The following is a 24003-nucleotide window of genomic DNA, read 5'->3' as shown; positions in this document are numbered from 1 at the left end:
GGCCGTTCGGTCGCCCTAGGGCCAAATGTCACCGTGATGTGGCACTTCGGCTTAGGGAGTTTCTGGGGAGGCTTCGGCGAGGTGCTCTGCCGCGGCAGAGCGGGTCCGACCGCCCCCGCCCCTCCGCCGGCTGAAGAGAAAGCTGGGATGAGGGGCGGGGGAGGCCTGGTGACGTCGTTGGCCGGCTTCCGTTGCCGGCCGCCGGTTCGCTTAACCCGCGGACAAGCCGGCCGGCGGAGCCAGAAAAATAAACGAACGATCGTGCTACCTTCCTCTCATGAACGTCGACGGCGTGTTTGTGGGGGAACCGAGCGTCCTGGGGTACCGGCGGGAGCGGCCGGTGCTGAGCGCGATCACGAAGGCGCGGGTCACCGCCCCGGAGCTGCACCTGACCGAGCTGAACCTCGACGGCGACCGCCAGGCCGACCTCACCGTGCACGGCGGGGTCGACAAAGCGGTCTACGTCTACCCGGCCGAGCACTACCCGGCGTGGGCGGCCGACGGTCTCGACGCCGAGCCGGGCGGCTTCGGCGAGAACGTTTCGCTGTCCGGCGTCACCGAGGACGACGTCCGGATCGGGGACGTCTGGGCCTGGGGTGACGCGCTGGTCCAGGTCTCGCAGCCGCGGCAGCCGTGCTTCAAGCTGGCCATGAAGACCGGGCGCAAGGACGTCACGCCGCTGATGATCGACAGCGGGCGCAGCGGCTGGTACCTGCGCGTCCTGCGGCCCGGCACGGTGCCGACGTCCGGGCCGGTCGAGCTCGTCGAGCGCGCGGACGGGCCGACGATCACCGAGGTGTACCTCGTCTCCTTCGCCAACTACGGGCAGCTGCCGGAGGACAAGGTCGGGGCGGCGCTGGACCTCGCCGACCGCGTGCTGGCCGCGCCCGCGCTCTCGGCGTCCTACCGCGGCGGCGTCCAGTCCACTGTGGACCGCTGGCGGGCGCGGCGTGCCGGGTGACGGCCGGGTCGCCCGCGGCGACGCGACCCGGCGGCTGGTGCTGCGCCGGGCCGTCGACGTCGCTTCGGTCGACGGTCTCGAGGGGCTCTCCCTCGGCCGGCTGGCCACCGAACTGGAGCTGAGCAAGAGCGGGGTGTTCGCGCTCTTCGGCTCCAAGGAGGAGCTGCAGCTCGCGACGATCGACGCGGCGCTGCGGATCTTCCGTTCGCACGTCGTGACACCGGCCCGGGCGGTGGCGCCCGGGCTGCCGCGGCTGCGCGCGGTGTGCGAGAAGTGGCTGGCCTACTCCGAACAGCGCGTCTTCCCGGGCGGCTGCTTCTTCTTCAACGTCGGCGCGGAGTTCGACGCGCGCCCGGGCCGAGTGCACGACGCGGTCGCGGCGGCGGGCGGCTCGTTCGCCGCTTTCCTGCGGGAAACCGCGGCGGAGGCGGTCGCGCTCGGGCACGTCGAGGCGGACGCCGAGGTGCTGGCCTTCGAGCTCCACGCGCTGGGCCGCGCGGCCAACGCCGACGCCGTCCTCGGCGGCGGGACCCGCCCCTACGAGCTGGCCCGGCGGGCGATCCGGGCGCGGCTCGAAGCCGCCGGGCGTTAGCGAACGGTGCGCCGGGTTCGCCCGTTGACTTCCCCGGTGTGGTCTCCGTAAGATCGGCTTCGGATCGGGGATTCGAGGCGGCGAAAGCCGCCTTTTTTCAGGGGGATGAAAACTGTGAAGAAGTTCGCGCGCCCGCTCGTCGCGGGTGCTCTTTCCGCTGCCGTTCTGCCGTTCGTTCCCGGAATCGCCGCCGCGGACGACGTCCCGCCGCCGATCGTCGAGGAGTACGACTACCCCGGCGCCGACGCGATCTACGCGCAGTACCACATCCGGCTGCTCAAGGGTGACGGGCACATCCTGTTCACCGACTGCACCGCGAGCGGCCCGCTCGTCAAGGTGTGGAGCCGGATCGCCGAGCGCTCCTACTTCTGCTTCCGCATCACCGGCGAATCCGGCTACCTGACCATGGACGTCCCCGACGTCTTCGCGATCACCGGCGACGCCCACGAGCTCAAGGCCACCGTGGTGATCAAGGGCACCGCGACGCCCACCGACGTGGTCAAGAACACCTACACGCCGGTCGGCGAGGGTGCCGACCCGCAGAACGGTTTCACCCCGCTCGTCGAATTGCGCTCCGGCCGGTCCTGAGCCGCTCCGGTCGTGTTCCGCTGACCGGTATTCCGTCCATTCGCGCGGTCCGGTCGCGCTGATTTTCCGCGTGGCCGGGTTCCGCGATTTCGTCGTGCCCAAAAAGGGGAGAGACGAGACATGAAATCCTTCCGCAGACCCGTGGCCGCCGTGCTGGCCGCCGTGGGTTTCCTGTCCGGAGTCACCGCGCTGCCCGCGGCCGCCGCCGAACCGGCGCCGCCGAGCGAGCGGGCGCAGGCCCTCGAACAGCTCAAGACCGGCGGACCCGGCGTCAAGACCGCCGCCGAGCGAGCCCTCTGCGGCTCCGACGCCGACGTGCACGCCTTCCTGACCGCCGGGCTGGCCGTCGCCGCCGAGCAGGACCTGCGGGTGCGCATCTCGCAGCTCGTCTCGCGGGCGGGCCCGGGCCTGCGGCGCGCCCTGCAGACCGCGGCCGGCGGCACCGTCCCGCAGATGCAGGCGTTCCTCGACACCGGGTGGCAGCAGCCGAGCCTCGACGACCTGCGCGTGCAGGTCACCCAGGCACTGGCCGCGGGCGGCCCCGGCGTCAAGCGGGCCGCCCAGACGGCGCTGGCCGGGACCCCGGAGCAGCAGCGGGAATTCCTCAGCTCCGGCCGGGCGCGGGCCCAGGCCGGCGACGACCGCGTGCGGGTCACCCAGCTGATGGCGGCGGGTGGTCCGCAGGTCAAGCGGGCCGCGCAGATCGCGCTGGACGGCACCGACGAAGACATCTCGCGCTTCCTCACCGCCGGCTACCCGGTCGCGGTCGCGCAGGACCACGAAACCCTGACCGTGTCGCAGCTCGCGGACCTCGCCGCGGACGCGCAGACGCGGGCCGCGGCCCAGACGGAGGCCGCGAAGGAGGCCGCCGCCCAGGCCGTGCAGGCCGCGGAGCTGGCCAAGCAGGCGGCGCAGCGGGCGGCCCAGGAGACCGAGGCGGCCCGCAACGACTCCCTGACCGCGGCCGCCGCGGCCGGCCGGGCGGCGGACGCGGCCCGGCGAGCCGCCGACGCGGCCAAGACGGCGATCCGGGCGGCCTCCGCGGCCACCGAATCGGCGCGGATCGCGGCGAGCGCGGCGTCCCAGGCCGCCACCGCGGCCGTGCAGGCCGGGCAGGCCGCGACGAACGCGCGCAACGCGGCGGCCGCGGCCGCCACCGACGCCGGCCAGGCGGACCGGGCGCGGCAGGCCGCGGTCGACGCCCGTCAGGTCTCGTGGAACGCCCGCCGGGCCGCCGATGCCGCCCGTGGTGCGGTGACCGCGGCCTTCGCCGCGGCCGATGCCGCCACAGCGGCCGCGGCGGCCGGGCAGCACGCCACCGCGGCCGGCGACGCCGCGAACGCCGCCGGTGGGTTCGCCGAGCAGGCCGGCGCGCAGGCCGACCGGGCGCGGCGCGCGGCCCAGCAGGCGAAGCGACAGGCCGCCGAGGCGACCCGCGCGGCGAACGCCGCCACCGCGCTGGCGAACGAGGCGGTGGGGGCGGCCAACCAGGCCGCCGCGGCCGCGGATTCGGCCGCCGCGCACGCCGATGCGGCGGCCACCGCCGCCGAGGAAGCCGCGGCCCACGCCGGCGAAGCCGCCCACGCGGCCGAACGAGCCGAAGCCGCCGCGCGGGAAGCGGACACCGCCGCGAACGATGCGAAGACCGCGTCCGACACCGCCGCGACCGTCGCCGCGACCGCGCGCAAGGCCGACGAAGAGCGGCTGGCCCAGCAGGAAGCCCAGGAGACGGCCGAAGCCGAAGCGGCCAAGGACGCCGAAGCGGACGCCCAGGCGGACGCCACCTGGACCGCCGGCGAAGAAGCCAAGCTCGACGCCGAAACCCAGCGCCTGCTCACCGAAGCGCGCACGCCGGGCGCCGACGCGGCCGTGGTGACGCGCAACGGTCGTAAGGCCGCGGCGGGCCTGCTCAAGCTCGGCGGCCCGTTCACCCGCTCCGCCGCGGAAACGGCGCTGGTCGGGGACGACTTCGACGTCAAGGCGTTCGTCACCACCGTCCAGCCGGCCACCGAGCGCAAGGACGACCGGGCCAGCGTCGCGGCCATCGCGGCGTCCACCGCCCACCCGGCCGAGGCGACGACCGCGCGGACCGCGATGGTCGGCACCGACGCGCAGGTGCAGGACTTCCTGCGCAACCGCCGGTACCCGGGCAGCGAAACCGACGACCGGGTGCTCGCCACCCAGATCATCGCGGCGGGCGGACCCGGCGTGCAGGCCGCCGGCCGGCGCGCCCTCGACGGGACCGCGGACGACGTCCGGGCGTTCCTGCGCACCGGGCAGTACACCGCCCGCGAGGCCGACGACCGGGTGCTGGCCACGCAGGCCGTCTCGACCGGCGGGCCGGAGGTGCGCGCCTCGGCGCGGGCCGCGCTGGCCGGGCCGGCGGGCGTCGTCCGGACGTTCCTGGAGTCCGGGCTGTACCGGGCGCGGCAGCGGGACGCGCTGACCGCCACCCACCGGGCCGAGGTCGCCGGGTACGTCGCCGACGCCGCCCGCTCGGCGGCGCTGGCCCGCCAGAACGCGGCCGAGGCGGCCAAGGCCGCCGCGGTGGCGCGGGGCGCGGCCGACGACGCGGCCCGCTACGCGCAGCAGGCCAAGGACTCCGCCGAGCTGGCCAAGACCTACGCCGCGCAGGCCGCGGCGTCGGCGCAGGACGCCAAGGCGTCGGCGGACGCGGCGGTGCAGTCGGCGAACCAGGCCAAGCAGGCCGAGGCCGCCGCCCACCAGGCGGCCCAGCAGGCGCAGCAGTCCGCGAACAAGGCCCAGGCGTCCGCTTCGGACGCGGCGGCCTCGGCGGCCGACGCGCGGACGGCGGCGGCCGACGCGGCCAAGTCGGCCGCGGACGCCAACCTCAGCCGCGACCAGGCCGTGCAGGCCGCGGCCGACGCCTTCCAGCGGACGATCGACCTCTACCTGCGCGAGATCGCCGAAGCCGGCGGCGGCAGCCGGCCGGACATGACCGATCCCGACGGGCACCCCTACAGCGACGACCAGGCGGGCCACCCGGCCTACCACGAGCCGACGCCCTGGGAGCGGGTCGGGCTGCAGGACTACATCAACATGCTGACCATGGAACAGGGCGCGGCCGCGCTGTTCGTCTGCAACAACCGGCCGATCACCTGCGCGCTGTTCGACCACTGGGCGAAGGCGAGCGGCAAGGACTACGTCCTCAGCGCCGATCAGATGGCCAATTTCTACAGCGATCCGCAGTGGCAGGGCGAACTGAACACCCGGCTGGCGGCCTACGCCAAGCAGGCCGCGGCCAAGTGCACCGGGCCGGTCGGCTTCACGTGCGCGCTGAAGCTGGACACGAACTGGCTCGGCTCGCAGTTCACGCAGGTGTCCGACCACATCTTCGCGTTGCACTCGTTCGAGTACCGGCTCACCGGCGACCTCACCGCCAAGGTGACCGGCGACGGGACGGTGCAGCTGACCGGTGGCTACCGCGTGGACCTGAAGAAGGCCTACAACTTCGACCCCGACAAGCCGCCGATCACCGTGCACGGCGTTGACTACAATGTGAAGGACCTGGCCCAGATGCCCACCGTCGGCCTCGCGCAGGACTTCACCGTGCAGGGCAGCACGAACCAGAAGCTCGACATTGCGGGGCACCGATGAATCCGCGAGGAGTGCGATGCGTGCACGGCCGCTGACGGCCGTTCTCGGGCTCCTTGCCGCGGCCGCCGTTCTGGCCGGCTGCGGCAAGGAGCCCGACCCGCGGGCCTACCCGGGCAGTGAAAGCGGGGTGAGCTGGGAAGATGCCGCGGCGCGGTACCGGATCTCGCTCCCGTCGTGCCCGGTGGAGGGCTTCCGGTTCGACGTCCAGCCGCCGCTCACCGACCGGCTGGCGGTCACCTTCACCGCGCCCAAGTCCTGTGTGGACGGTTATCTGCGGCAGTACGGCGTCGATCCGGCGAAGCCGCAGGACGAGATCGGGCCGCAGAACCCCCCGTTCGACCCGGCGGAGATGCGGCAGTTCGGGTGGGTGCTCGACGCGGGCGTGCGGTACGACCTCTACTTCGGCTTCCACGCGCCGGACCGGTGGTCGACCTTCTGGGTGCTCGTCAAGCCGGGGCCCGGCCGCGAAGTCGTCTACCTCCGCAGCCGGACCCTGGGCTGAGGTCACTTCCAGTCGACCTGCGGGCTCCGGTAGAAGTCGATGCCCTGCGCCACCCAGCGCGGGCTCTGCTTCGCCAGCCGCACCCGGTAGGCGTCCCAGTTGTGGGTGCTCCGCGGGGACCAGCCGATCTCCGCGATCCCCGGCAGCCGCGGGAACGCCATGTACTCGATGTCGTCGCTGGTCCGGATCGTCTCGGTCCACAGCGGCGCTTCGACACCCGCGATCTGGCTCTCGCCGACGCCGGTGACCAGCGAGGCCGGGTCCCAGTTGTAGCCGTCGCGAACCTCGATCAGCGCGGCCCAGTCCTGGCCGAGCGGCGTCTGCGGGTTGTACTTCATGTCGAGGTACGCGTAGTTCGCCGGCGACATCAGGATCTTGTTGCCGCGCGCCGCGGCCGCCGCGACGTCCGGGTTGTCGCCGCCGAAGTCCCAGTACTGCGGGACCGCCGACGCCGGCGGGGCCGACTTGGCGATCTCGTGCCAGCCGGTGACCTTCTTGCCGTACTTGGCGACGATCGGCTGGACCTTCCGCTCGAAGGTCAGGTAGTCCGCGGGCGGTGTCGAGTGGGCTTCGTCGCCGCCGATGTGCAGGTACTCCCCGGGCGTGAGGGCCGCCAGCTCGCGCACGACGTCCTCGACGAACTTGTACGTGATCGGCGAGGAGATGCACAGCGAGCTGTAGCCGACCTCGGTGTCCGTGCGGACCGGAACGGCTTTGCCGTCGCAGTTGAGCTCCGCGTACGTCGACTGCGCCGCGTTCGTGTGGCCCGGCATGTCGATCTCCGGGATCACCGTGATGTGCCGCGAAGCCGCGTAGGCGACGATGTCCTTGTACTGCTTCTGCGTGTAGTAGCCGCCCGGGTCGCCGTCGACCGCGGTCTTGCCGCCGACCGTGGCCAGCTTCGGCCAGCTCTTGATCTCGATCCGCCAGCCCTGGTCGTCGGCCAGGTGCAGGTGCAGCGTGTTGACCTTGTACTGGGCGATCTGGTCGATGTAGCGCTTCACCTGGTCCGGCTTGAAGAAGTGCCGGGCGACGTCGAGCATCGCGCCGCGCTCGGCGAAGCGCGGGTAGTCGAGGATCGTGCCGCCGGCGACGGTCCACGTCCGGTGCTGCACGCGGGTGGCCTCGATCGCCGACGGCAGCAGCTGCCGCAGCGACTGCACGCCTTCGAAGAGCCCGTCGGCGGTGTTGGCGGTCAGCGTGACGCCGTCTCGCGCGACCTTCAGCCGGTAACCCTCGGTGCCGATCCGCGGGTCGTGACTCAACTTCAGTGAGATCGCGGGCAGACCGGCGGCGTGCGGCACGACCGGCAGCGGGTAGCCGGTGGCCGGGCGGAGCAGGCCGCGCAGGTAGTCCGCGACCTGGCCGGCCCCGCGGTCGGCGGTGATGACGGTGAGCGGCGTGAGCCGGAAGTCGCCGCGCGGATCGGCCTTCGCCGAGACGGGCGCCGGGACGACGTCGGTCACGCCGCGTTCGGGTGCGGCCGGGGCGGCCGTGGCGGAAGCGGGCAGGCCGGCGGCCGTGAGACTCACGACGGCCGCGGTCAGGACGGCTCTGGACAAGCGCATCGAAGCACCTCCGGTCGGGGACTCCCTGCAAAGGTACAGACCAGCCGGGGCATTTGGAACAGCTCTTAACGAAGGGCGGCCCGGATGGCCTCCAGGACGCTCGGGTCCTCGATCGTCGAGGGCACGGCCTCGTCGCGGCCGTCGGCGATCGCGCGCATGGTCTTGCGCAGGATCTTCCCCGACCGCGTCTTCGGCAGCGCGTCCACAATGGACACGTCACGGAAGGCGGCGACCGGGCCGATGTCCCGGCGGACCATCGCCACCAGTTCCTCGCGCAGCTTTTCCGGCGCGATGCCCGCGCCCGCCTTGAGCACCACGAACCCGCGCGGGAGCTGGCCCTTGAGCTGGTCGGCCACGCCGATCACGGCGCACTCGGCGACCGCCGGGTGGGCGGCCAGCACGGCCTCCATCGACCCGGTGGACAGCCGGTGCCCGGCGACGTTGATGACGTCGTCGGTGCGGCCCATGACGAACAGGTAGCCGTCTTCGTCGAAGTAACCGGAGTCGCCGGTCAGGTAGTGGCCTTCGTAGCGGGAGAGGTAGGCCTCGCGGTAGCGCTCGTCGTCGCCCCAGAGCGTCGGCAACGACCCCGGCGGCAGCGGCAGCTTGACCGTGATGGCGCCTTCGCGCCCGGGCGGCAGCTCCTCGCCGGCTTGGTCGAGGATCCGGACGTCCCAGCCGGGGACCGGCTTGGTCGCGGACCCGGCCTTGACGTCCATCGGCTCCAGGCCGCGCGGGTTCGCCGCGATCGGCCAGCCGGTCTCGGTCTGCCACCAGTGGTCGACCACCGGGACGCCGAGCTTCTCGTGGGCCCAGTGGTAGGTCTCCGGGTCGAGCCGCTCGCCGGCCAGGAACAGCGTCCGGAACTGCTTCAGCTCGTACTTCGCCAGCTCGCGGGCGTCCGGGTCGACCTTCTTGACGGCCCGCAGCGCGGTCGGCGCGGTGAACAGGGCCTGGACGCCGTGCTCGGCGATGACCCGCCAGAACGCGCCCGCGTCCGGCGTGCCGACGGGCTTGCCCTCGTACATCACCGTCGTCGCTCCGACGAGCAGCGGCGCGTAGACGATGTAGGAGTGCCCGACGACCCAGCCGACGTCGGACGCGGTCCACCAGACGTCGCCGGCGTGGACGTCGTAGACGGCGTCCATCGAGTAGGCGAGCGCGACGGCGTGGCCGCCGGTGTCGCGGACGACGCCCTTCGGCTTCCCGGTCGTCCCGGACGTGTAGAGGATGTAGAGCGGATCGGTGGCCGCGACCGGCACCGGGTCGGCCGGGTCGGCGCCCGCCGCCAGCTCGCGCCAGTCGAAGTGGCGGCCGGCCGTGGCCGGTGCCTGCTCGCGCTGCAGCATGACGACGTGGTCGGGCTGGTGCTCGGTCATGCCGAGGGCGGCCTCGATGATCGGCTGGTACTCGACCACCCGCGTCGGCTCGATGCCGCAGGACGCGGCCAGGATGACCTTGGGTTTCGCGTCCTCGATCCGGGCGGCCAGCTCCTTCGGCGCGAACCCGCCGAAGACCACCGAGTGCACCGCGCCGATCCGCGCGCAGGCCAGCATGGCGATCGCGGCCTCCGGCACCATCGGCAGGTAGACGATGACCCGGTCACCCTTAGTGACCCCCAGCGAGCGCAGCGCGCCGGCGAACCGCGCGACGGTGTCCCGCAGCTCCTCGTAGGTGTAGGTGCGTTGCCGTCCGGTCACGGGAGAGTCCCAGATCAGCGCGGCCTGGCCGCCGCGGCCGGCCTCGATGTGCCGGTCCAGCGCGTTGTACGAGGTGTTCAGCTCGGCGTCCGGGAACCACCGGTAGAAGGGTGGGTGGGTGTCGTCCAAGGCCCGCTCCGGCGCTCTGGTCCAGCTGATCGACTGGGCCGCGGCCAGCCAGAACGCGTCCCGCTCGGCCAGGCTGCGCCGGTAGGCTTCGGAGTACGCGCCCATGCTCGGCTCCTTCGGGTCGGACGTTCCGCCGGTCCCATCATGGCGCGGGAGCGGCGGGCGCGCCGGATTCCCGCGCGGAAAGACCCGGCAACCTCACGGAGCCCGGGAGCGTCCTAAGCTGGACCGCGGGCAAACGCCGCGTGACGGCCACGAAGTGAACACGGACAGTGAGGGGAGCCCGGCGGTGAACGGACTCGCGAGCGCGTTGCTCTCGCTAGCCCATTCCTTGTTCGGCCCGGGTTTCTGCCCCGGCGACTGGGTCTGGGCCACGAGTGCGGCCGGTGCGCTGGTCGCGCTGCTCCCGCCGATCGGCGCGGTCGCCGTGTCGATCATCCGGAAGGGCACCGGCAACCGCTACGACGCCACGACACTGGGCGTCTTCGGCGTGATCGGCCTGCTCAGCACGCTGGTGCTGCCGTGGCTGCTGGCCATCGGCGTCTCGGGCGTCTTCCAGGCGGCCTACGGCAAGGCGAAGACCGGGCTGTCGGCGACCGAGCTGTCGACGCTGAACGGCCCCGGCGGCTGCTGGGTGGACAACCAGCGGGACTACCTGGGCGGCGGCCAGACCGTCTTCGACGTGCTGTCCTCGCAGAACGGCAAGGACCTCCCGTTCTTCGTGTACCTGCTGGCGTTCATCGTGCTGGGTGCCGGCTCGCTGTTCTTCGTGATGTTGCAGGGCCGCACGGCCTTCCGCCGCGGCCCGAAGTGGCCGTCGCGGTTCTTCTGGATCCCGTTCGCCGCGATGCTCGTGTTCAGCGTCGGCATGGAGGCGAACACCGCGCTGCACTTCTGGCTCGGGTTCCTGCCGTTCAGCGTGCTGGGGCTGATCCCGGTCGCGATGGTCGGGCCGCCGCCGTGGTCGGTGATCAACCGGTCGGACCGGTCGGACGAGCCGCCGCCGCGTCGCGAACCGGAGCTGCACCGCCCGCCGCCGTCGCAGGTCCAGCCGCGTCCGACCCCGCCGCCCCCACCGCCGCCCCCGGCCAACCGCCCGTACCCGAAGACGGCGCTGGCCTCCGCGCCCGAGCCGCCGTCCCCGCCGGGGGGCATGCTGGCCGCGGCCCCGGGCCCGATCCCGCCGCCGCCGGGCTCCCGCAACGCCGGTGGCAGCCGCTACCGGCGCGTCAAGCAGCTGGGCGCGGGCGGGTTCGGCACGGTCTGGCAGGCCGTGGACACCCAGCTGAACCGCACGGTCGCGCTGAAGATCGCGCACGCACCGGACCGCGACACGGCCGAGCGCATGCAGCGCGAGGCCCGCGCGCTGGCCGTGGTCAGCCACCCGAACTGCGTCAAGGTGTACGACCTGGCCGAGGAGCCGGACGGCCTGGCGCTGGTGATGGAGTACCTGGAGGGCCGCCCGCTGGCCGAGCTGGTCGACGGTCAGGGCCCGCTGGACGACGTCGCGGCGGGCCGCCTGTGGGCGACGATGGCGGGCGCACTGGCGGCGGCGCACGAGAAGGGCGTCCTGCACCGCGACATCAAGCCGTCGAACATCGTCCTCGACCCGAGCGGCCTGGCCCACCTGATCGACTTCGGCATCGCCCGCAGCCAGGGCGACTCGAAGATGACGGCGACCGGCATGATGATCGGCACGCCGGACTTCGTGGCCCCCGAGCAGGCGATGGGCTCGGCGGCGTCGCCGGCCTCGGACGCGTGGCAGCTGGCGGCGACGATCAGTTACGCGCTGTCGGGCCAGCCGCCGCGTGGGACGCGCGAGACACCGATGGCGGCGTTGATGGCGGCGGCCCGGGCGGAGCCGGTGTCGCGGCTGCCCCAGCGGAGTGCGCACGCGCGGCTGCTGGCGGCGTCACTCGACCCGGAGCCGCGCCGGCGCCCGACGCTGAACGCGGTGCGGCGCGAGGTCGAGGGCTGGCTGTCGCGGGCGGGCAAGTCGGCGGACGGCCCGGTGACGCGGGTGGTGCCGCGCCAGCCGGGGAGCCAGCTGCCCCGCCGCTAGCCGGGCTTGACCGCCGAGAACGTCACGGTCTCCTTCGGGCGGGTCTGCACCTCGACCTGCTCGAACCCGGCCTTCTTCAGCCGCTGCGCCAGGGTAGATGCGTCGAGCACGTTCATCGTGTCGCCGATGTGCAGCAGCCGGAACCGGAAGCTGAGCTGGCTGTCCGTGCCGCAGAACCTCCCGCCCGGCCGCAGGACCCTGGCCGCTTCGGCGAAGATCGCGTCCTGCAGCTCGGTCGTCGGGACGTGGTGCAGCATCGTGAAGCAGACGACCGCCGAGAAGCGGCCCTCCGCGAAGGGCATCTCGGCGCCGCTGCCCTCGTGGACGTCGGCGCGGTCGCCGAACTTCTCGCGCAGGAGCTGGGTGGAAGCCGGGTCGATCTCCAGGACCGTCAGCTTCGGGACCACGTCGAGCAGCAGGTTCGTCGTCGCGCCGAAGCCGGGGCCGAGCTCGAGGACGTCGTCGCCGAGGTCCTGGCGGGCCAGCCAGGGCTTCAGGAGCCGCTCGATCTTGTCCGCCCACCAGGCGGACCGGCAGAGCTTGCGGTGGATGAGGTTCATCGGCATGGTCCCGACGCTATTTTGGGGCGCGGGTGACCGGTAGCCGATACGCTGCCAACCCATGTCGCCAAACAGCCAAGCCATGCTTCTCGGCGCGCTCGACCTGCCCGCCGGGACCTGGTTCCCGTGGCACGAACACCCGGCGCACCAGCTCGTCTGGTCGGCGCGCGGGGTCGTCGCGGTCAAGGCAGGCGACGCGGGCTGGGTCCTCCCGCCGACGCGGGCCCTCTGGATGCCCGCCGGCGTGCGGCACCGGACCGGCGCTCTCGGGCGAGCGGCGCTGCGCGGCATCTACGCCGACCCGGCGCGCTCGCCGGTGTCGTGGCCGGAACCGCGGATGGTCGTCGTCCGGCCGCTGCTGCGGGAACTGCTCGAATACCTGACCGGCGACGGCGTCGCGCCCGACGCCCGGCTGCGCGCCGAAGCCGTGGCCTTCGACCTGCTGGAACCCCTCGATGTGGTGCCGATCGTGGTGCCGTCACCGGAAGACGCCCGGGCGCGGGACGTCGAGCGCGCGGTGCTGGCGAACCCGGCCGACGCCCGCACGCTCGCCGAGTTCGGCCGGGACGTCGGTGCCGCGGAACGCACGCTCGCGCGGATCTTCGTCCGGGAGTGCCGGATGCCGTTCGGGACCTGGCGCACGCAGGTGCGGCTGCGTGCGGCCCTGCCGCTGCTGGCCCAGGGCACGCCGCTGGAGACGGTGGCCTACCGGGTCGGGTACAGCTCGGCCAGCGCGTTCGTCGCCGCCTTCCGGCGCGCCGTCGGGGTCACGCCGGGCGCCTACTTCGCGGGCTGACTACCGCCAGGACGGCAGCCAGCGCTCGGCCTCCCACTGACCGTTTGTGATAGCGATGCCGTTCAGGATCGGCCACAGCCAGGCGAAGTTCGCCACCACCAGCCCGACGTACAGCGACACCACGAGCAGACCCGTTCCCCGTCTTTCGAAGCCGCGCCGCGCGCTGCCCAGGATCTGGCCCAGGCACAACGTCAGTCCCAGCACCAGGAACGCCGCCAGCGGGGTCGCGTAGAAGAAGTACATCTGGCGGTCGATGTTGGTGAACCAGAAGACGTACCCGCCGAGGTAACCGACCAGGACCGCCGCGAAGCGCCAGTCCGCGCGGAAGATCGAGCGCCAGGCCGCCCAGCCGAGCATCGGGATCGCCAGCCACCACATCGCCGGGGTGCCGATCAGCATCGTCGCGCTGATGCAGCGGGCCTCGCCGCAGCCGGTGACTTCGCCGTTGTAGCTGTAGAGCATCGGGCGCAGGCCCATCGGCCACGTCCACGGCTTGGACTCCCACGGGTGCGGGTTGTCCTTGGGCGTGACCAGCGTTTCGTGGAAGTGCAGGACGTTCGCCGTGTAGTCGCCGAGCGAGCGCAGCGCCGGCGGCACCCACGACCAGAAACCCGGCGCGATGTCCTTGATCTCGGTGTAGTGCCGGTCGGTCGCCGTCTCGCTGGCGAACCAGGCCCAGTACGCGGCGAAGTACATCAGGAACGGGATGATCAGGATGGCCCACAGCGCGGGCAGCACGTCCCGGCGGATCGTGCCCAGCCAGGGCCGTTCGACGCCGGCCGCGCGCCGGGCCGCGACGTCGAAGAACACGCACAGCAGCCCGAACGCGACGATGTAGTACAGCGCCGACCACTTGACGCCGAAGGTGAGCCCGATCATCAGCCCGGTCGCGAACCGCCACCAGCGGAAGCCCAGCTTGGGGCCCCAGACGGACTCGTTGACCCAGCCCTCGCGGACCGCCGTCGCCAGCCGTTCGCGCACCTGGTCGCGGTCCACCAGCAGGCAGGCGAACGCGGCGAAGACGAACAGCGCGATGAAGATGTCGAGCATGCCCATCCGCGACTGCAGGTGCAGCACGCCGTCGCTGATCACCAGGATGCCGGCGATGCCGCCGAGCAGCGTGGAGCGGGTCAGGCGGCGGGCGACGCGGACGACCAGCAGCACCAGCAGCGTGCCGGCCAGCGCGGGCATGATCCGCCAGCCCCAGCCGTTGTAGCCGAACAGCCATTCGCCGATCGCGATCAGCTGCTTGGCCAGCGGCGGGTGGACGACCAGCTCGTAGCCGTAGTTGTCCTCGTAACCGCCGTTGCGCAGCACCTGCCACGCCTGCGGGACGTAGTGCTTCTCGTCGAAGACCGGGCTGCCCTTGTCGGTGGGCACGCCGAGGTTCTGCAGGCGGACGATGCCGCCGATCAGCGTCAGCACCAGGGTGACGACCCAGCCGCGCAGCCGGTCGGCCGGCATGCCTCGGCCGAGCAGGGTCAGCTCGCGGTCGGTGGGCGGCCGGAGCGCCTCGACCGGGTCCGGCCGGACGCTTTCGTCGTCGGGACGGGTCAGCACGGCGGTCACGGGGCGATCCTACGGGCGAGGCAGGGCGTCCGTCGTCCGGATCCGCTGATCAGCCTAGGCTGGCCGGGTGACCCAGGGCCGTCTGATCCTCGCCGCCACCCCGCTCGGCGACGTCCGCGACGCTTCCCCGCGCCTGGCTTCGGCCCTGGCGGACGCGGACGTGATCGCCGCCGAGGACACCCGCCGGTTCCGGTCGCTGGCGACGGCGCTGGGCGTGACCCCGCGCGGCCGCGTGGTGAGCTTCTACGAGGACGTCGAGCCGGCGCGCCTGCCCAAGCTGCTCGAAGCGTTGCAGGCGGGCGAAACGGTGGTCCTGGTGACGGACGCGGGCATGCCGAGCGTGTCCGACCCGGGCTTCCGCCTGGTGGCGGCGTGCGTGGCGGAGGATCTGCCGGTGACGTGCCTGCCCGGCCCGTCCGCGGTGACGACGGCGCTGGCGTTGTCCGGTTTGCCGTGCGACCGGTTCTGTTTCGAGGGCTTCGCGCCCCGCAAGCCGGGCGAGCGCACGCGCTGGCTGACGGCGTTGCGCGACGAGCCCCGGACGGCGGTGTTCTTCGAGTCCCCGCACCGCCTGGCATCCCTTTTGTCCGATGCGGCCGCGGTTCTGGGGCCGGACCGGCGCGCGGCGGTGTGCCGGGAGCTGACCAAGACGTACGAAGAGGTGAAGCGGGGAACGCTGGCGGAGCTGGCTGCGTGGGCCGAGGACGGGGTGCGCGGGGAGATCACGGTCGTGTTGTCGGGCGCCTCGCCGAGGCAGGTTTCGGTGGCGGACCTGGTGGGCGAGGTGGCCGACCGGGTGGCGTCCGGCGAGCGCCTGAAGTCGGCGGCGGCGGAGGTCGCCGCGGCGGCCGGGGTGTCCAAAAAGGAGCTCTACGACGCCGTGCTGGCGGCGCGGGTCAAGTGAGCAACGCGGTCACCGCGGCGTGCGCCTTCTCCGCGTCCGGGGCATCCCCGGTGATCACGTCCGTGTACACGAACGACTCGCCGATCCGGACCAGCAGGTAAGCCAGATCCGGCACCGGCAGCGGCGGGACCAGCCGCCCGGCCGCGACCTCGCCCTCCAGCAGGGTGACCAGCTTCTCCGTCGTCCGGCGTTGGCAAACGCTTGCGCGGGTCGTCAGCAGCCGCAAAGCGCGCTCCGGCTCGCGGCGCAGGAAGTCGCGGAACGGCGGTGCGTCGTTCGCCAGCCGGACGTACCCGCTCACGAAGTCCGCGATCCCGGCTGCGCCGCGGCCGGCGCACGAAGGCCACAGGTGGGCGATCGTGACCTCCGAGAGCGACCACAGGATCTCGCCCAGCAGCAGGTCGCGAGACCCCACTCGCCGGTGCAGCGTCGCGCGGCTGATCGACAGCTCCTGAGCCAGCTCGCCCATGTCCAGCCGGCGGCCGGACAGGAACCACTCACGGGCCACCTCGAACTCCTGAGACATATGTCAGAATGTCTCACAACCACGACGGAGAGGGAACGCGACATGCGCGCAGTGCAGGTGACCGAGTTCGGCGGACCCGAGGTGCTCACTCCCGTCGAGCTGCCCGACCCGGTGGCCGGGCCCGGCGAGGTGCTCATCGACGTCGAGCGCATCGGCGTCAACTACGCCGACACCCACCAGGCCGAGAACTCCTACCTCGCGCCGTCCCGGCTGCCGCTCGTCCCCGGCGGCGAGGTCGTCGGCACCCAGGACGGCAAGCGGGTCGTCGCCCTGCTCAACGGCGGTGGCGGGTACGCCGAGAAGGCCGTCGCGCCGTCGGCCACGACGTTCCCGGTGCCCGACGGCATCGACGACCTCACCGCGCTGTCCATGCTGGTCCAGGGCACGACCGCGTGGGTCCTGCTCCGCAAGAACGCCCACCTGGCCGAAGGCGAATCGGTCGTCGTGCACGCGGCCGCCGGCGGGGTCGGGACGGTCGCCGTCCAGCTCGCCAAGGCCTGGGGTGCCGGGCGCGTCATCGCCACCGCGAGCAGCGAGGAGAAGCGCGCGCTGGCCCTCGAGCTGGGGGCGGACATCGCCATCGACTCGCGCGCCGAGGACATGACGGCCGCCCTGATCGAGGCGAACGACGGCCGCCGCGTCGATGTCGTGCTCGACATGGTCGGCGGGACGACCACCGACCAGAGCATCGCCGCCCTCGCCCCCTTCGGGCGGCTGGCGTTCTACGGCATGGCGGGCCGCGAGAACCCGAAGCCGGTGGAGCTGCGCAACGTCCTCGGCCACAGCACGACGATCAGCGGCATGTGGCTCCCGCACGTCTTCCGGCTGCCCGGCAACGTCTTCGGGACGGCGCTGACGGAGCTGTTCGACCTGGTTCTCGAAAGCAAGCTCAAGGCGATCCCGGGTGGCGAGTACGCGCTGTCGGACGCCCGTGGCGCGCACGAGGCCCTGCGGTCGCGCAAGACGGTCGGGAAGCTACTGCTCGACCCCGGCAAGTAGGCGTTCCAGGGGTGCCGCCTTGTGGAGGCACTCCTGCCACTCCGCCTCCGGGTCCGAATCCGCCGTGATCCCGCCGCCGACACCGAGCGCGATCGAACCGCCGGAGATCTCGAACGTGCGGATCGCGACGTTCAGCTCCAGCCCCGCCGCCGGGGACACCAGCCCGATCGCGCCCGTGTAGACCCCGCGCCCGCACGGCTCCAAGGCCGCGATCAGGTCCAGCGCGCGGATCTTCGGCGCGCCCGTCACCGACCCCGGCGGGAAGGTCGCTTCCAGCAACGCGGCGTCCGGAACCGAGGGCCGCAGCACGCCCGTCACCGTCGAGTCCAGGTGCCAGACCCCGGGCGCCTCGCGGACCTGCAGCAGCGACGGCACCGTCACCGACCCCACCTCGCACACCCGGCCGAGGTCGTTGCGCACCAGGTCGGTGATCATCACGTTCTCCGCGACGTCCTTGGTGGACTGCCGCAGCAGCGCGGCGTTCCCGTCGTCCTCGGGCCCGCGGCGGGGGAGCGTCCCCTTGATCGGCGTCGAGCGCACCGAACGCCGGTGGCGCGCGAGGAACAGCTCCGGCGAGAACGAAACCACCGACCCCCACGCCCCCGACAGGAAGGCCGCGCGGCGAGGCGACAGCGAAGACACCCCCGCCGCGAACACCGCCGCGGGAGACCCCGAGAACGGACCCGTGAACCGGGCGCAGATGTTGGCCTGGAACAGCTCGCCGGCTTCGATCGCGTGCACGCACGCCTTCACCGCGTCCCGGTGCTCCGAGGGCAGCGGACGCTGCAGCGGCCCCGCCGTCCACGACGCCGGAGGCGCGGGCGAAGCCAGCAGCGACTCCATTGTGGACACCGAGGGGCCGCCGCCGTCCAGGGACTCCAGGTAGCACGTGCCCGTGCCGGACCACCGCAGCACGTGGTCCGCCCAGCCCCAGGCGGACGCGGGCAGCGCGCCGGTGCGGCCGGACGGGTCCGCCGAGTCGTAGGACAGGTACCCGAACCAGCCGCCGCCGAGCACGCCGGGGGCGGCGTCGACCTCCGGCGCGAAGGAAGGCAACGCGGACGGGGCGACCGCCAGCGACGGCGCGATCACCGCCCGGGAAGAAAACCACTCACCGGACAGCATGGCCGGCGGCGGCAAGCCGCGCGAAGCGGCGTGGTGGGCCAGCACCGAGAACGCGCGCGCCGGCGTCACGTCCGTCCGGAGTGCCCTGCTCGTCACGCGCATGGCGACATACCACCACACGTCAGAGCAGCAAGTCGCCCAATGTGAACGGGTACACGACGGCGTTCTGCTCCACCGGCGCCGCGATGCCGGGGACGTCCGGGGCGTAGGCGTGCTGGTGCACGCCGAGCCGCGAGTGGAACCAGCCCGGCCGCCCGGGGATGCCGTTGTGCCGGATCAGCCACAGCACGACCTCGCTGTCGGCCCAGCGGTCCGGGTGCAGCCGGTGCGCCCAGCAGTCGTGGTCGGCGTAAACCAGTACCCGCTCGATGCGGGCCGCGTGCCGGACGTGCTTGATCCACGCCTTGACGAACCGGTCGTCGACGCTCGGCGCCGCGACCTCCAGTGCCGGGGCCAGCGAGCCCGGGGCGAACGCGCCGAGCCGGCTCGCCGTCCGCACGAAGAAGTCCGCCTGGTCGTGCACGGCGCCGGGCCGGGCGTAGTGCCGACCGCCCGCGTGCAGCCCGGCTTCCTGCGCGCCGGCCAGGTTCCGCTCCGCGGCGGGGTTGCTCCAGTTGACGTTCTCGCTGATCGTCACCGACACGAACCGGGTCTGGGCGGCGCGCACGGCCTGCCAGTCGGCCACCCGCTCGCGGTGCGACAGCGAAATGCCGAGTTCACTCTCCGGCTCTGTCACGGTCCGCCCCCGGCACGTCGGTGGAGAGCACACCATACGTCGCCGGGGACGGACCCGCAGTGACAAACGCGCGGTTGATCAGGCGTTTTCGCGCTGGAACGTCCGGGTGCCCCACCACAGGGACAACACCGCCATCACCAGCACCACGACACTGCCCGTGAACAGGGCGTCCATCGTGAAGTCGCCGCCGAAGCTGTTCCGCTCGACGTCGACCACGTGCCGGAACGGGTTGATCCGCGAAACCGTGTAGAGCCAGTCCGGCGCCCGCCCGGCGGTGATCGGCAGCAGGATGCCGGAAAGCAGCAGCAGCGGGATCAACACCGCGTTGAGCAAGGCCGGGAACGTTTCCTCGCTCTTCAGCGTCAACGCCAGCGCGTAGGAGCACGACGCCAGCGACACCGCCAGCAGGAACACGATCACCAGGCTCAGCAGCACGCCGCCCGCCGGGGCGTCGAGCGGGAACACCAGCGTGGCCAGCACGATGATCAGCACGGCCTGCACCACCGCCTGCAGCGCGTTGGCCAGCACCTTGCCCAGCAGCAGCGCGACCCGGCTGACCGGCGTCACCCGGAACCGCTCGACGACGCCGGAGCGGTATTCGGCCAGCAGCCCGAAGCCGACGAACGAGCTGCCGAACAGGGCCAGCTGGGCGATCAGCGCCGGGGTCAGCAGCATCCAGCCCGCCGTTTCGGTCAGGCCCTGGTCCTGCACGGTCCGGACCATCAGCGGCCCGAACAGGAACAGGTACAGCAGCGGCTGCATGATCCCGATCAGCACCCAGGTCGGGTTGCGCAGCGCCGCCAGCATGTCGCGGCGGAAGATCAGCCAGGTGTCACGCAGCACGGCCGGCCTCCTCCGCTTCCCGCAGCGAACGCCCGGTGAGTGTCAGGAAGACGTCGTCGAGCGTCGGCCGGTGGACCTGCACCGACAGCATCGCGATGCTCTTCGCGTCCAGCGCCCGCAGCAGCTCCGGCAGCGCGACGTCGCCGCGCGGCACCCGGAACCGGACCTCCCCGCCGTCGACGGACAGCTCCTGAACACCCGCGAGCCGCCCGGCGATCTCCGCGGCGTCCGCGGCCTGCTCCGGCTCGACACCCACCTCGACGCGGTCGCCGTTGACCCGCGCCTTGAGCACGTCCGGCGTCCCTTCGGCGACGATCCGGCCGTCGTCGATCACGATCAGCCGGTCCGACAGCGCGTCCGCCTCGTCCAGGTAGTGGGTGGTCAGGAAGACCGTGACGCCCTGCTCCGCGCGCAGCCGGCGGATGTGGTCCCACAGGTTGGCGCGGCTCTGCGGGTCGAGGCCGGTCGACGGCTCGTCGAGGAACACCAGGCCGGGCGAGTGGATCAGCCCGAGCGCGATGTCGAGCCGACGCCGCTGGCCCCCCGAGAGCGTCTTGGTCAGCCGCTGGTCCAGCCCGGTCAGGTCGAGCTGCTCGGCGAGTTCGGCGCCGCGCGCGATCGCGTCGGCCTTGCTCATCCGGTAGAGCCGGCCCTGCAGCTCCAGCTCGTCGGCGACCTTGCTCTCGGGCGCGCTGCCGCCGCCCTGGGCGACGTAGCCGATCCGCTTGCGCACGCCCAGCGGGTCGGACAGGAGGTCGCAGCCGCCGACGGTCGCGGTGCCCGCGGTCGGCTTCAGCAGCGTGGTCAGCATCCGCAGGGTGGTCGTCTTCCCGGCGCCGTTGGGCCCGAGGAAGCCGACCAGCTCACCCGCTTCGACGTCGAGGTCGACGCCCTTCACCGCGTGGACTTCGCCCCCAGTGCGGCCCTTGCGGCGGAACCGCCGCTCGAGACCGCGTGCCGTGATCATGAGATCCCCTCTCGCAGTAGTCCATCTTGACTAATTGAGTCGCACACTGTGCCTCAGAAGAGTGCACTAGTCAAATTTGATTACCGCGGCGGTGAACCTTTCCGCCCGGAACCCCGACTGTCTTGGTGACGCGCACGAAGTGAGACGGGGAGACGCGGTGAGCGAGGAACGGCGCAACGAGTTGCTGGTGGTGCGCTGCCAGCTCGGGGAGCGGGCGGCGTTCCACGACCTCGTCCGGCGCTGGCACGGACCGCTGTGGCGCTACGTGCGGGGCATGGTGGGCTCGTCGCACGTCGCGGACGACCTCGCCCAGGAGGCGTGGGTCGCCGTGGTGCGCGGGCTGCCGCGCCTGCACGAGCCGGCCCGGTTCGCCCCCTGGCTGTTCACCATCGCCCGGCGCACCGTGACCGACCACCTGCGCCGGGCGTATGGGGCGCCGAGGACCGCCGAGGCCGAGCCGGACGAGGCCACGGCCGACGACGGCCTCGGTGACGTCCTGACCGCGCTGGAGGTCGAAGCCGGCCTGAGCGGGCTGCCGCCGCTGGAACGCGAGGTGCTGATCCTGTTCCACCTGGAGGACCTCCCGCTGGCCGGCTGCGCGGAGGTGCTCGGCGTCCCGCCGGGCACGGTCAAGAGCAGGCTGCACCGCGCGCGCCGGATGCTGCGGGAGGCCCTGGTGGAGAAGGGGTACGAGGCATGAGTGAGCACGACGACGCGACGGACCGGGCCGTCCCGGTGGAACTGGAGCGCGCGCTGGCGGCGGAGGTCTCGCTGCGCTCCCGGATGCGGCACGTGGCCGTGGGGCTCGCGGGCGGGTGCGGTGCGGCGCTGCTCACCGTGCTGTGGGTGACCGAGCCGCACCCGCTGCCCGCCCGCACCCGGGCCGCCTTCGCCGCGCTGATCGCGGTCGGCCTGGCCTGGGCCGCCTTCGCCGGGTGGGTGCTGACCCGCCGCCGGCCGCTGTTCGCCCGGGACCGGGTGCTGGGTGCCCGGCTCGCGCTCGCGGTCAGCCTGGCCACCGGCGCCGCCGGCACGGCCGTGGCCGCGGCCCGCGGCACCACGGCCGAGCTCCTGGCCACCGCCCTGACCGGCGGTGTCCTCGTCGTGGCGGCCGGGCTGCTGCTGGCGCGGGCACACGCCCGGCGCGCCGCACTGCTGCGCCTGCGGGACACCCTTCGCGACCAGACCGCCTGATCACTTCGAGCCGCACGATCAGGCGTTCCGGCCAGGCGTGGCTCGCGTTCGTGATCCCGCCCCACCGCCGGTACAGCTCGCCGACGTGCTCCGGCGTGCCCAGGCCCCTGCCGACCTTCAGCTCCTCGAGCATCAGCTCCGCCTGCCGCTGGCTCCAGCAGGTCCTCGGCGGTCATCTTCTTCAGGGCGTGGTGGATCGACCCGGGCTGGACCTCCCTCCCGAAAACGCGCGTGACGCCCTCCGTAGGCTAATAAGGTATGAGCACCCCTGTGTTGACCGCGGTGGCCTGGCCCTATGCCAACGGCCCCCGCCACATCGGCCACGTGTCCGGATTCGGCGTCCCCTCCGACGTCTTCTCCCGCTACCAGCGAATGGCCGGCAACCGGGTGCTCATGGTGTCCGGGACCGACGAACACGGCACCCCGATCACCGTCCAGGCGGACAAGGAGAACTCGACCCCGCAGGAGACGGCGGACAAGTACACCCGCCAGATCGGCACCGACCTGCAGGGCCTCGGCCTCTCCTACGACCTGTTCACCCGCACCACCACCGGCAACCACGCCGAGGTCACGCAGCAGATCTTCCTCGCGCTGCACCGCAACGGCTACGTCGTGCCCAAGACCACCCGCGGGGCGATCAGCCCGTCCACCGGCCGCACCCTGCCCGACCGCTACGTCGAGGGCACCTGCCCGATCTGCGGGTACGACGGCGCGCGCGGCGACCAGTGCGACAACTGCGGCAACCAGCTCGACGCCGCGGAGCTGATCAACCCGAAGTCGCGGATCAACGGCGAGACGCCGAAGTTCGTCGAGACCGAGCACTACTTCCTCGACCTGCCGGCGTTCACCAAGACCCTCGGCGACTGGCTGTCGACGAAGACCGACTGGCGCCCGAACGTCCTCAACTTCACCAAGAACCTGATCGACGACATGCGGCCGCGGCCGATCACCCGCGACCTCGACTGGGGCGTCAAGATCCCCCTCGACGGCTGGCGCGACCAGCCGCTGAAGCGGTTCTACGTCTGGTTCGACGCGGTGATCGGGTACTTCTCGGCCAGCGTCGAGTGGGCCCGCCGCTCCGGGAACCCGGACGCGTGGCAGGAGTGGTGGAACAACGCCGACGCCCGGTCGTACTACTTCATGGGCAAGGACAACATCACCTTCCACGCCCAGATCTGGCCGGCCCTGCTGTTCGGTCACAACGGCGAGGGCGACAAGGGCGGCGAGCCCGGGAAGTACGGCCGCCTCCACCTGCCCGACGAGATCGTCTCGTCCGAGTTCCTCACCATGAGCGGCTCGAAGTTCTCGACCTCGCGCGGGCGCGTGATCTACGTCGAGGACTTCCTGCGCGACTTCGGCCCGGACACGCTGCGGTACTTCATCTCGGTCGCCGGCCCGGAGACCCAGGACACCGACTTCACCTGGGACGAGTTCGTCCGCCGGACCAACTTCGAGCTGGCCAACGAGTGGGGCAACCTGGTCAACCGGTCGATCTCGATGGCCCACAAGAACGTCGGGGCCATCCCGCGCCCGGAGGCGCCGACGGCGGCCGACGAAGAGCTGAAAGCGTTGTCGCGCAAGGCGTTTGACACCGCGGGCGCGCACCTGGCCCGGTCCCGGTTCAAGCTGGCGGCGGCCGAGGCGATGAAGGTCGTCACCGCGGCGAACAAGTACATCTCCGACCAGGAGCCGTGGAAGCTCAAGGACGACCCCACGCGGCGCGACACGGTGCTGCACACCGCGCTGCAGGTCGTCTCGGACGCCAACACGCTGCTGACGCCGTTCCTGCCGCACTCGGCCCAGAAGGTGCACGAGGCCCTCGGCGGCACCGGCGTCTGGGCCGCCCAGCCGGAGCTCAAGGAGGTCGAGGACCTCGACATCGACGGCCGGGTCAACCCGATCCTGACCGGCGACTACGCGGCCGAGCAGGCGAAGTGGGAGTCGACGCCGATCGAGGTCGGCACGCCCCTGCAGAAGCCGTCGCCGCTGTTCACCAAGCTCGACCCGGCGCTCGGCGAGACCGGTCCCGAGTGGGCGCCGATCATCAAGGAGTGAGAAGAACAC

Annotated in this window: 21 protein-coding genes; 12 read left to right on the top strand and 9 right to left on the bottom strand. The window is 72.4% G+C overall.

The features are described 5' to 3' along the window. Positions 1 to 277: 277 nt before the first annotated feature. From H5965_RS30135 to H5965_RS30115, 5 genes are all read left to right on the top strand, one after another. Positions 278 to 961, top strand: coding sequence for an MOSC domain-containing protein (locus H5965_RS30135; protein ID WP_310973932.1), 684 nt, complete (start codon positions 278 to 280; stop codon positions 959 to 961). Further along, complete coding sequence (locus H5965_RS30130) at positions 951 to 1553, top strand: TetR/AcrR family transcriptional regulator (protein ID WP_310973930.1); 603 nt, start codon at positions 951 to 953, stop codon at positions 1551 to 1553. Before H5965_RS30135 ends, H5965_RS30130 begins: the two co-directional genes overlap by 11 nt. A gap of 105 nt (positions 1554 to 1658) precedes the next feature. Next, positions 1659 to 2141, top strand: a complete 483-nt coding sequence (locus tag H5965_RS30125) for a hypothetical protein (protein ID WP_310973928.1) — start codon at positions 1659 to 1661, stop codon at positions 2139 to 2141. 120 nt (positions 2142 to 2261) lie between these two features. Further along, positions 2262 to 5759 carry an ALF repeat-containing protein gene (locus H5965_RS30120; RefSeq protein WP_310973926.1) on the top strand — a complete coding sequence of 1166 codons (3498 nt, stop codon included), beginning with the start codon at positions 2262 to 2264 and terminating at the stop codon, positions 5757 to 5759. A 16-nt stretch (positions 5760 to 5775) separates the two neighbouring features. Next, positions 5776 to 6261 carry a hypothetical protein gene (locus H5965_RS30115; protein WP_310973924.1) on the top strand — a complete coding sequence of 162 codons (486 nt, stop codon included), beginning with the start codon at positions 5776 to 5778 and terminating at the stop codon, positions 6259 to 6261. A 2-nt stretch (positions 6262 to 6263) separates the two neighbouring features. On the opposite strand, the gene H5965_RS30110 is transcribed toward H5965_RS30115, so the two are convergent. Next, entirely contained in the window at positions 6264 to 7829 is a 1566-nt protein-coding gene (locus H5965_RS30110) for a beta-N-acetylhexosaminidase (RefSeq protein ID WP_310973922.1), read from the bottom strand. A gap of 65 nt (positions 7830 to 7894) precedes the next feature. Next, complete coding sequence (locus tag H5965_RS30105) at positions 7895 to 9763, bottom strand: propionyl-CoA synthetase (protein ID WP_310973920.1); 1869 nt, start codon at positions 9761 to 9763, stop codon at positions 7895 to 7897. Positions 9764 to 9947: 184 nt separating this feature from the next. Between H5965_RS30105 and H5965_RS30100 the strand changes: the two genes are divergently transcribed. Beyond that, a complete protein-coding gene (locus H5965_RS30100) occupies positions 9948 to 11720 on the top strand; it encodes a serine/threonine-protein kinase (protein ID WP_310973918.1) in 1773 nt (590 codons plus the stop codon). On the opposite strand, the gene H5965_RS30095 is transcribed toward H5965_RS30100, so the two are convergent. Next, on the bottom strand, positions 11717 to 12286 hold the full coding sequence (locus H5965_RS30095; RefSeq protein WP_310973917.1) for a methyltransferase domain-containing protein: 570 nt from the start codon (positions 12284 to 12286) through the stop codon (positions 11717 to 11719). The genes H5965_RS30100 and H5965_RS30095 overlap by 4 nt on opposite strands. Positions 12287 to 12362: 76 nt before the next feature. Between H5965_RS30095 and H5965_RS30090 the strand changes: the two genes are divergently transcribed. After that, positions 12363 to 13076 (top strand): helix-turn-helix transcriptional regulator, encoded by a 714-nt coding sequence (locus H5965_RS30090; protein WP_310974201.1) that lies wholly within the window; start codon positions 12363 to 12365, stop codon positions 13074 to 13076. Here the strand turns inward: H5965_RS30090 and H5965_RS30085 are convergent, their stop codons facing one another. Continuing rightward, on the bottom strand, positions 13077 to 14645 hold the full coding sequence (locus H5965_RS30085) for a phospholipid carrier-dependent glycosyltransferase (RefSeq protein ID WP_310973916.1): 1569 nt from the start codon (positions 14643 to 14645) through the stop codon (positions 13077 to 13079). Between the two features lie 67 nt (positions 14646 to 14712). Between H5965_RS30085 and rsmI the strand changes: the two genes are divergently transcribed. Continuing rightward, positions 14713 to 15549 (top strand): 16S rRNA (cytidine(1402)-2'-O)-methyltransferase, encoded by an 837-nt coding sequence (gene rsmI, locus H5965_RS30080; RefSeq protein WP_310973914.1) that lies wholly within the window; start codon positions 14713 to 14715, stop codon positions 15547 to 15549. Here the strand turns inward: rsmI and H5965_RS30075 are convergent. Then, positions 15542 to 16075, bottom strand: coding sequence for a QsdR family transcriptional regulator (locus H5965_RS30075; RefSeq protein ID WP_310973913.1), 534 nt, complete (start codon positions 16073 to 16075; stop codon positions 15542 to 15544). The two genes, rsmI and H5965_RS30075, sit on opposite strands and share 8 nt — an antisense overlap. A 42-nt stretch (positions 16076 to 16117) precedes the next feature. Here H5965_RS30075 and H5965_RS30070 point away from each other — a divergent pair, with 42 nt between their 5' ends. Beyond that, positions 16118 to 17074 carry a zinc-binding dehydrogenase gene (locus tag H5965_RS30070; protein ID WP_310973912.1) on the top strand — a complete coding sequence of 319 codons (957 nt, stop codon included), beginning with the start codon at positions 16118 to 16120 and terminating at the stop codon, positions 17072 to 17074. Here the strand turns inward: H5965_RS30070 and H5965_RS30065 are convergent. From H5965_RS30065 to H5965_RS30050, 4 genes are all read right to left on the bottom strand, one after another. Then, positions 17051 to 18301, bottom strand: a complete 1251-nt coding sequence (locus tag H5965_RS30065) for an aminodeoxychorismate synthase component I (protein WP_310973910.1) — start codon at positions 18299 to 18301, stop codon at positions 17051 to 17053. The two genes, H5965_RS30070 and H5965_RS30065, sit on opposite strands and share 24 nt — an antisense overlap. 19 nt (positions 18302 to 18320) lie before the next feature. Continuing rightward, on the bottom strand, positions 18321 to 18935 hold the full coding sequence (locus H5965_RS30060; protein WP_310973908.1) for a GH25 family lysozyme: 615 nt from the start codon (positions 18933 to 18935) through the stop codon (positions 18321 to 18323). 78 nt (positions 18936 to 19013) lie between these two features. Further along, positions 19014 to 19778, bottom strand: coding sequence for an ABC transporter permease (locus tag H5965_RS30055; RefSeq protein ID WP_310973906.1), 765 nt, complete (start codon positions 19776 to 19778; stop codon positions 19014 to 19016). Further along, positions 19768 to 20745 carry an ATP-binding cassette domain-containing protein gene (locus H5965_RS30050; protein WP_310973904.1) on the bottom strand — a complete coding sequence of 326 codons (978 nt, stop codon included), beginning with the start codon at positions 20743 to 20745 and terminating at the stop codon, positions 19768 to 19770. The genes H5965_RS30055 and H5965_RS30050 overlap by 11 nt, the downstream gene beginning before the upstream one ends. A gap of 157 nt (positions 20746 to 20902) precedes the next feature. On the opposite strand from H5965_RS30050, the gene H5965_RS30045 reads away from it, so the two are divergent. The 3 genes from H5965_RS30045 (at position 20903) to metG (ending at position 23994) form a co-directional block, all read left to right on the top strand. Further along, positions 20903 to 21445 carry a sigma-70 family RNA polymerase sigma factor gene (locus H5965_RS30045; RefSeq protein ID WP_310973903.1) on the top strand — a complete coding sequence of 181 codons (543 nt, stop codon included), beginning with the start codon at positions 20903 to 20905 and terminating at the stop codon, positions 21443 to 21445. Continuing rightward, positions 21442 to 21939: a hypothetical protein gene (locus H5965_RS30040; RefSeq protein ID WP_310973901.1), complete on the top strand. Its 498-nt coding sequence runs from the start codon at positions 21442 to 21444 to the stop codon at positions 21937 to 21939. The genes H5965_RS30045 and H5965_RS30040 overlap by 4 nt, the downstream gene beginning before the upstream one ends. 258 nt (positions 21940 to 22197) lie before the next feature. After that, a complete protein-coding gene (gene metG, locus H5965_RS30035) occupies positions 22198 to 23994 on the top strand; it encodes a methionine--tRNA ligase (RefSeq protein ID WP_310973899.1) in 1797 nt (598 codons plus the stop codon). Positions 23995 to 24003: the final 9 nt, after the last annotated feature.

It is taken from the genome of Amycolatopsis sp. 505, assembly GCF_031625235.1.
Lineage (GTDB): Bacteria > Actinomycetota > Actinomycetes > Mycobacteriales > Pseudonocardiaceae > Amycolatopsis.
The sequence above is the reverse complement of the archived record's forward strand: the minus strand, read 5'-3'. Positions and strand labels throughout refer to the sequence as shown.

Bases quoted from the DNA above. Each gene is read 5' to 3' on its own strand.
- H5965_RS30135 (WP_310973932.1), top strand. From the start codon at position 278: ATGAACGTCGACGGCGTGTTTGTGGGGGAACCGAGCGTCCTGGGGTAC.
- H5965_RS30125 (WP_310973928.1), top strand. From the start codon at position 1,659: ATGAAAACTGTGAAGAAGTTCGCGCGCCCGCTCGTCGCGGGTGCTCTT.
- H5965_RS30120 (WP_310973926.1), top strand. From the start codon at position 2,262: ATGAAATCCTTCCGCAGACCCGTGGCCGCCGTGCTGGCCGCCGTGGGT.
- H5965_RS30115 (WP_310973924.1), top strand. From the start codon at position 5,776: ATGCGTGCACGGCCGCTGACGGCCGTTCTCGGGCTCCTTGCCGCGGCC.
- H5965_RS30110 (WP_310973922.1), bottom strand. From the start codon at position 7,829: ATGCGCTTGTCCAGAGCCGTCCTGACCGCGGCCGTCGTGAGTCTCACG.
- H5965_RS30105 (WP_310973920.1), bottom strand. From the start codon at position 9,763: ATGGGCGCGTACTCCGAAGCCTACCGGCGCAGCCTGGCCGAGCGGGAC.
- H5965_RS30095 (WP_310973917.1), bottom strand. From the start codon at position 12,286: ATGCCGATGAACCTCATCCACCGCAAGCTCTGCCGGTCCGCCTGGTGG.
- H5965_RS30090 (WP_310974201.1), top strand. From the start codon at position 12,363: ATGCTTCTCGGCGCGCTCGACCTGCCCGCCGGGACCTGGTTCCCGTGG.
- H5965_RS30075 (WP_310973913.1), bottom strand. From the start codon at position 16,075: ATGTCTCAGGAGTTCGAGGTGGCCCGTGAGTGGTTCCTGTCCGGCCGC.
- H5965_RS30070 (WP_310973912.1), top strand. From the start codon at position 16,118: ATGCGCGCAGTGCAGGTGACCGAGTTCGGCGGACCCGAGGTGCTCACT.
- H5965_RS30065 (WP_310973910.1), bottom strand. From the start codon at position 18,301: ATGCGCGTGACGAGCAGGGCACTCCGGACGGACGTGACGCCGGCGCGC.
- H5965_RS30050 (WP_310973904.1), bottom strand. From the start codon at position 20,745: ATGATCACGGCACGCGGTCTCGAGCGGCGGTTCCGCCGCAAGGGCCGC.
- H5965_RS30040 (WP_310973901.1), top strand. From the start codon at position 21,442: ATGAGTGAGCACGACGACGCGACGGACCGGGCCGTCCCGGTGGAACTG.
- metG (WP_310973899.1), top strand. From the start codon at position 22,198: ATGAGCACCCCTGTGTTGACCGCGGTGGCCTGGCCCTATGCCAACGGC.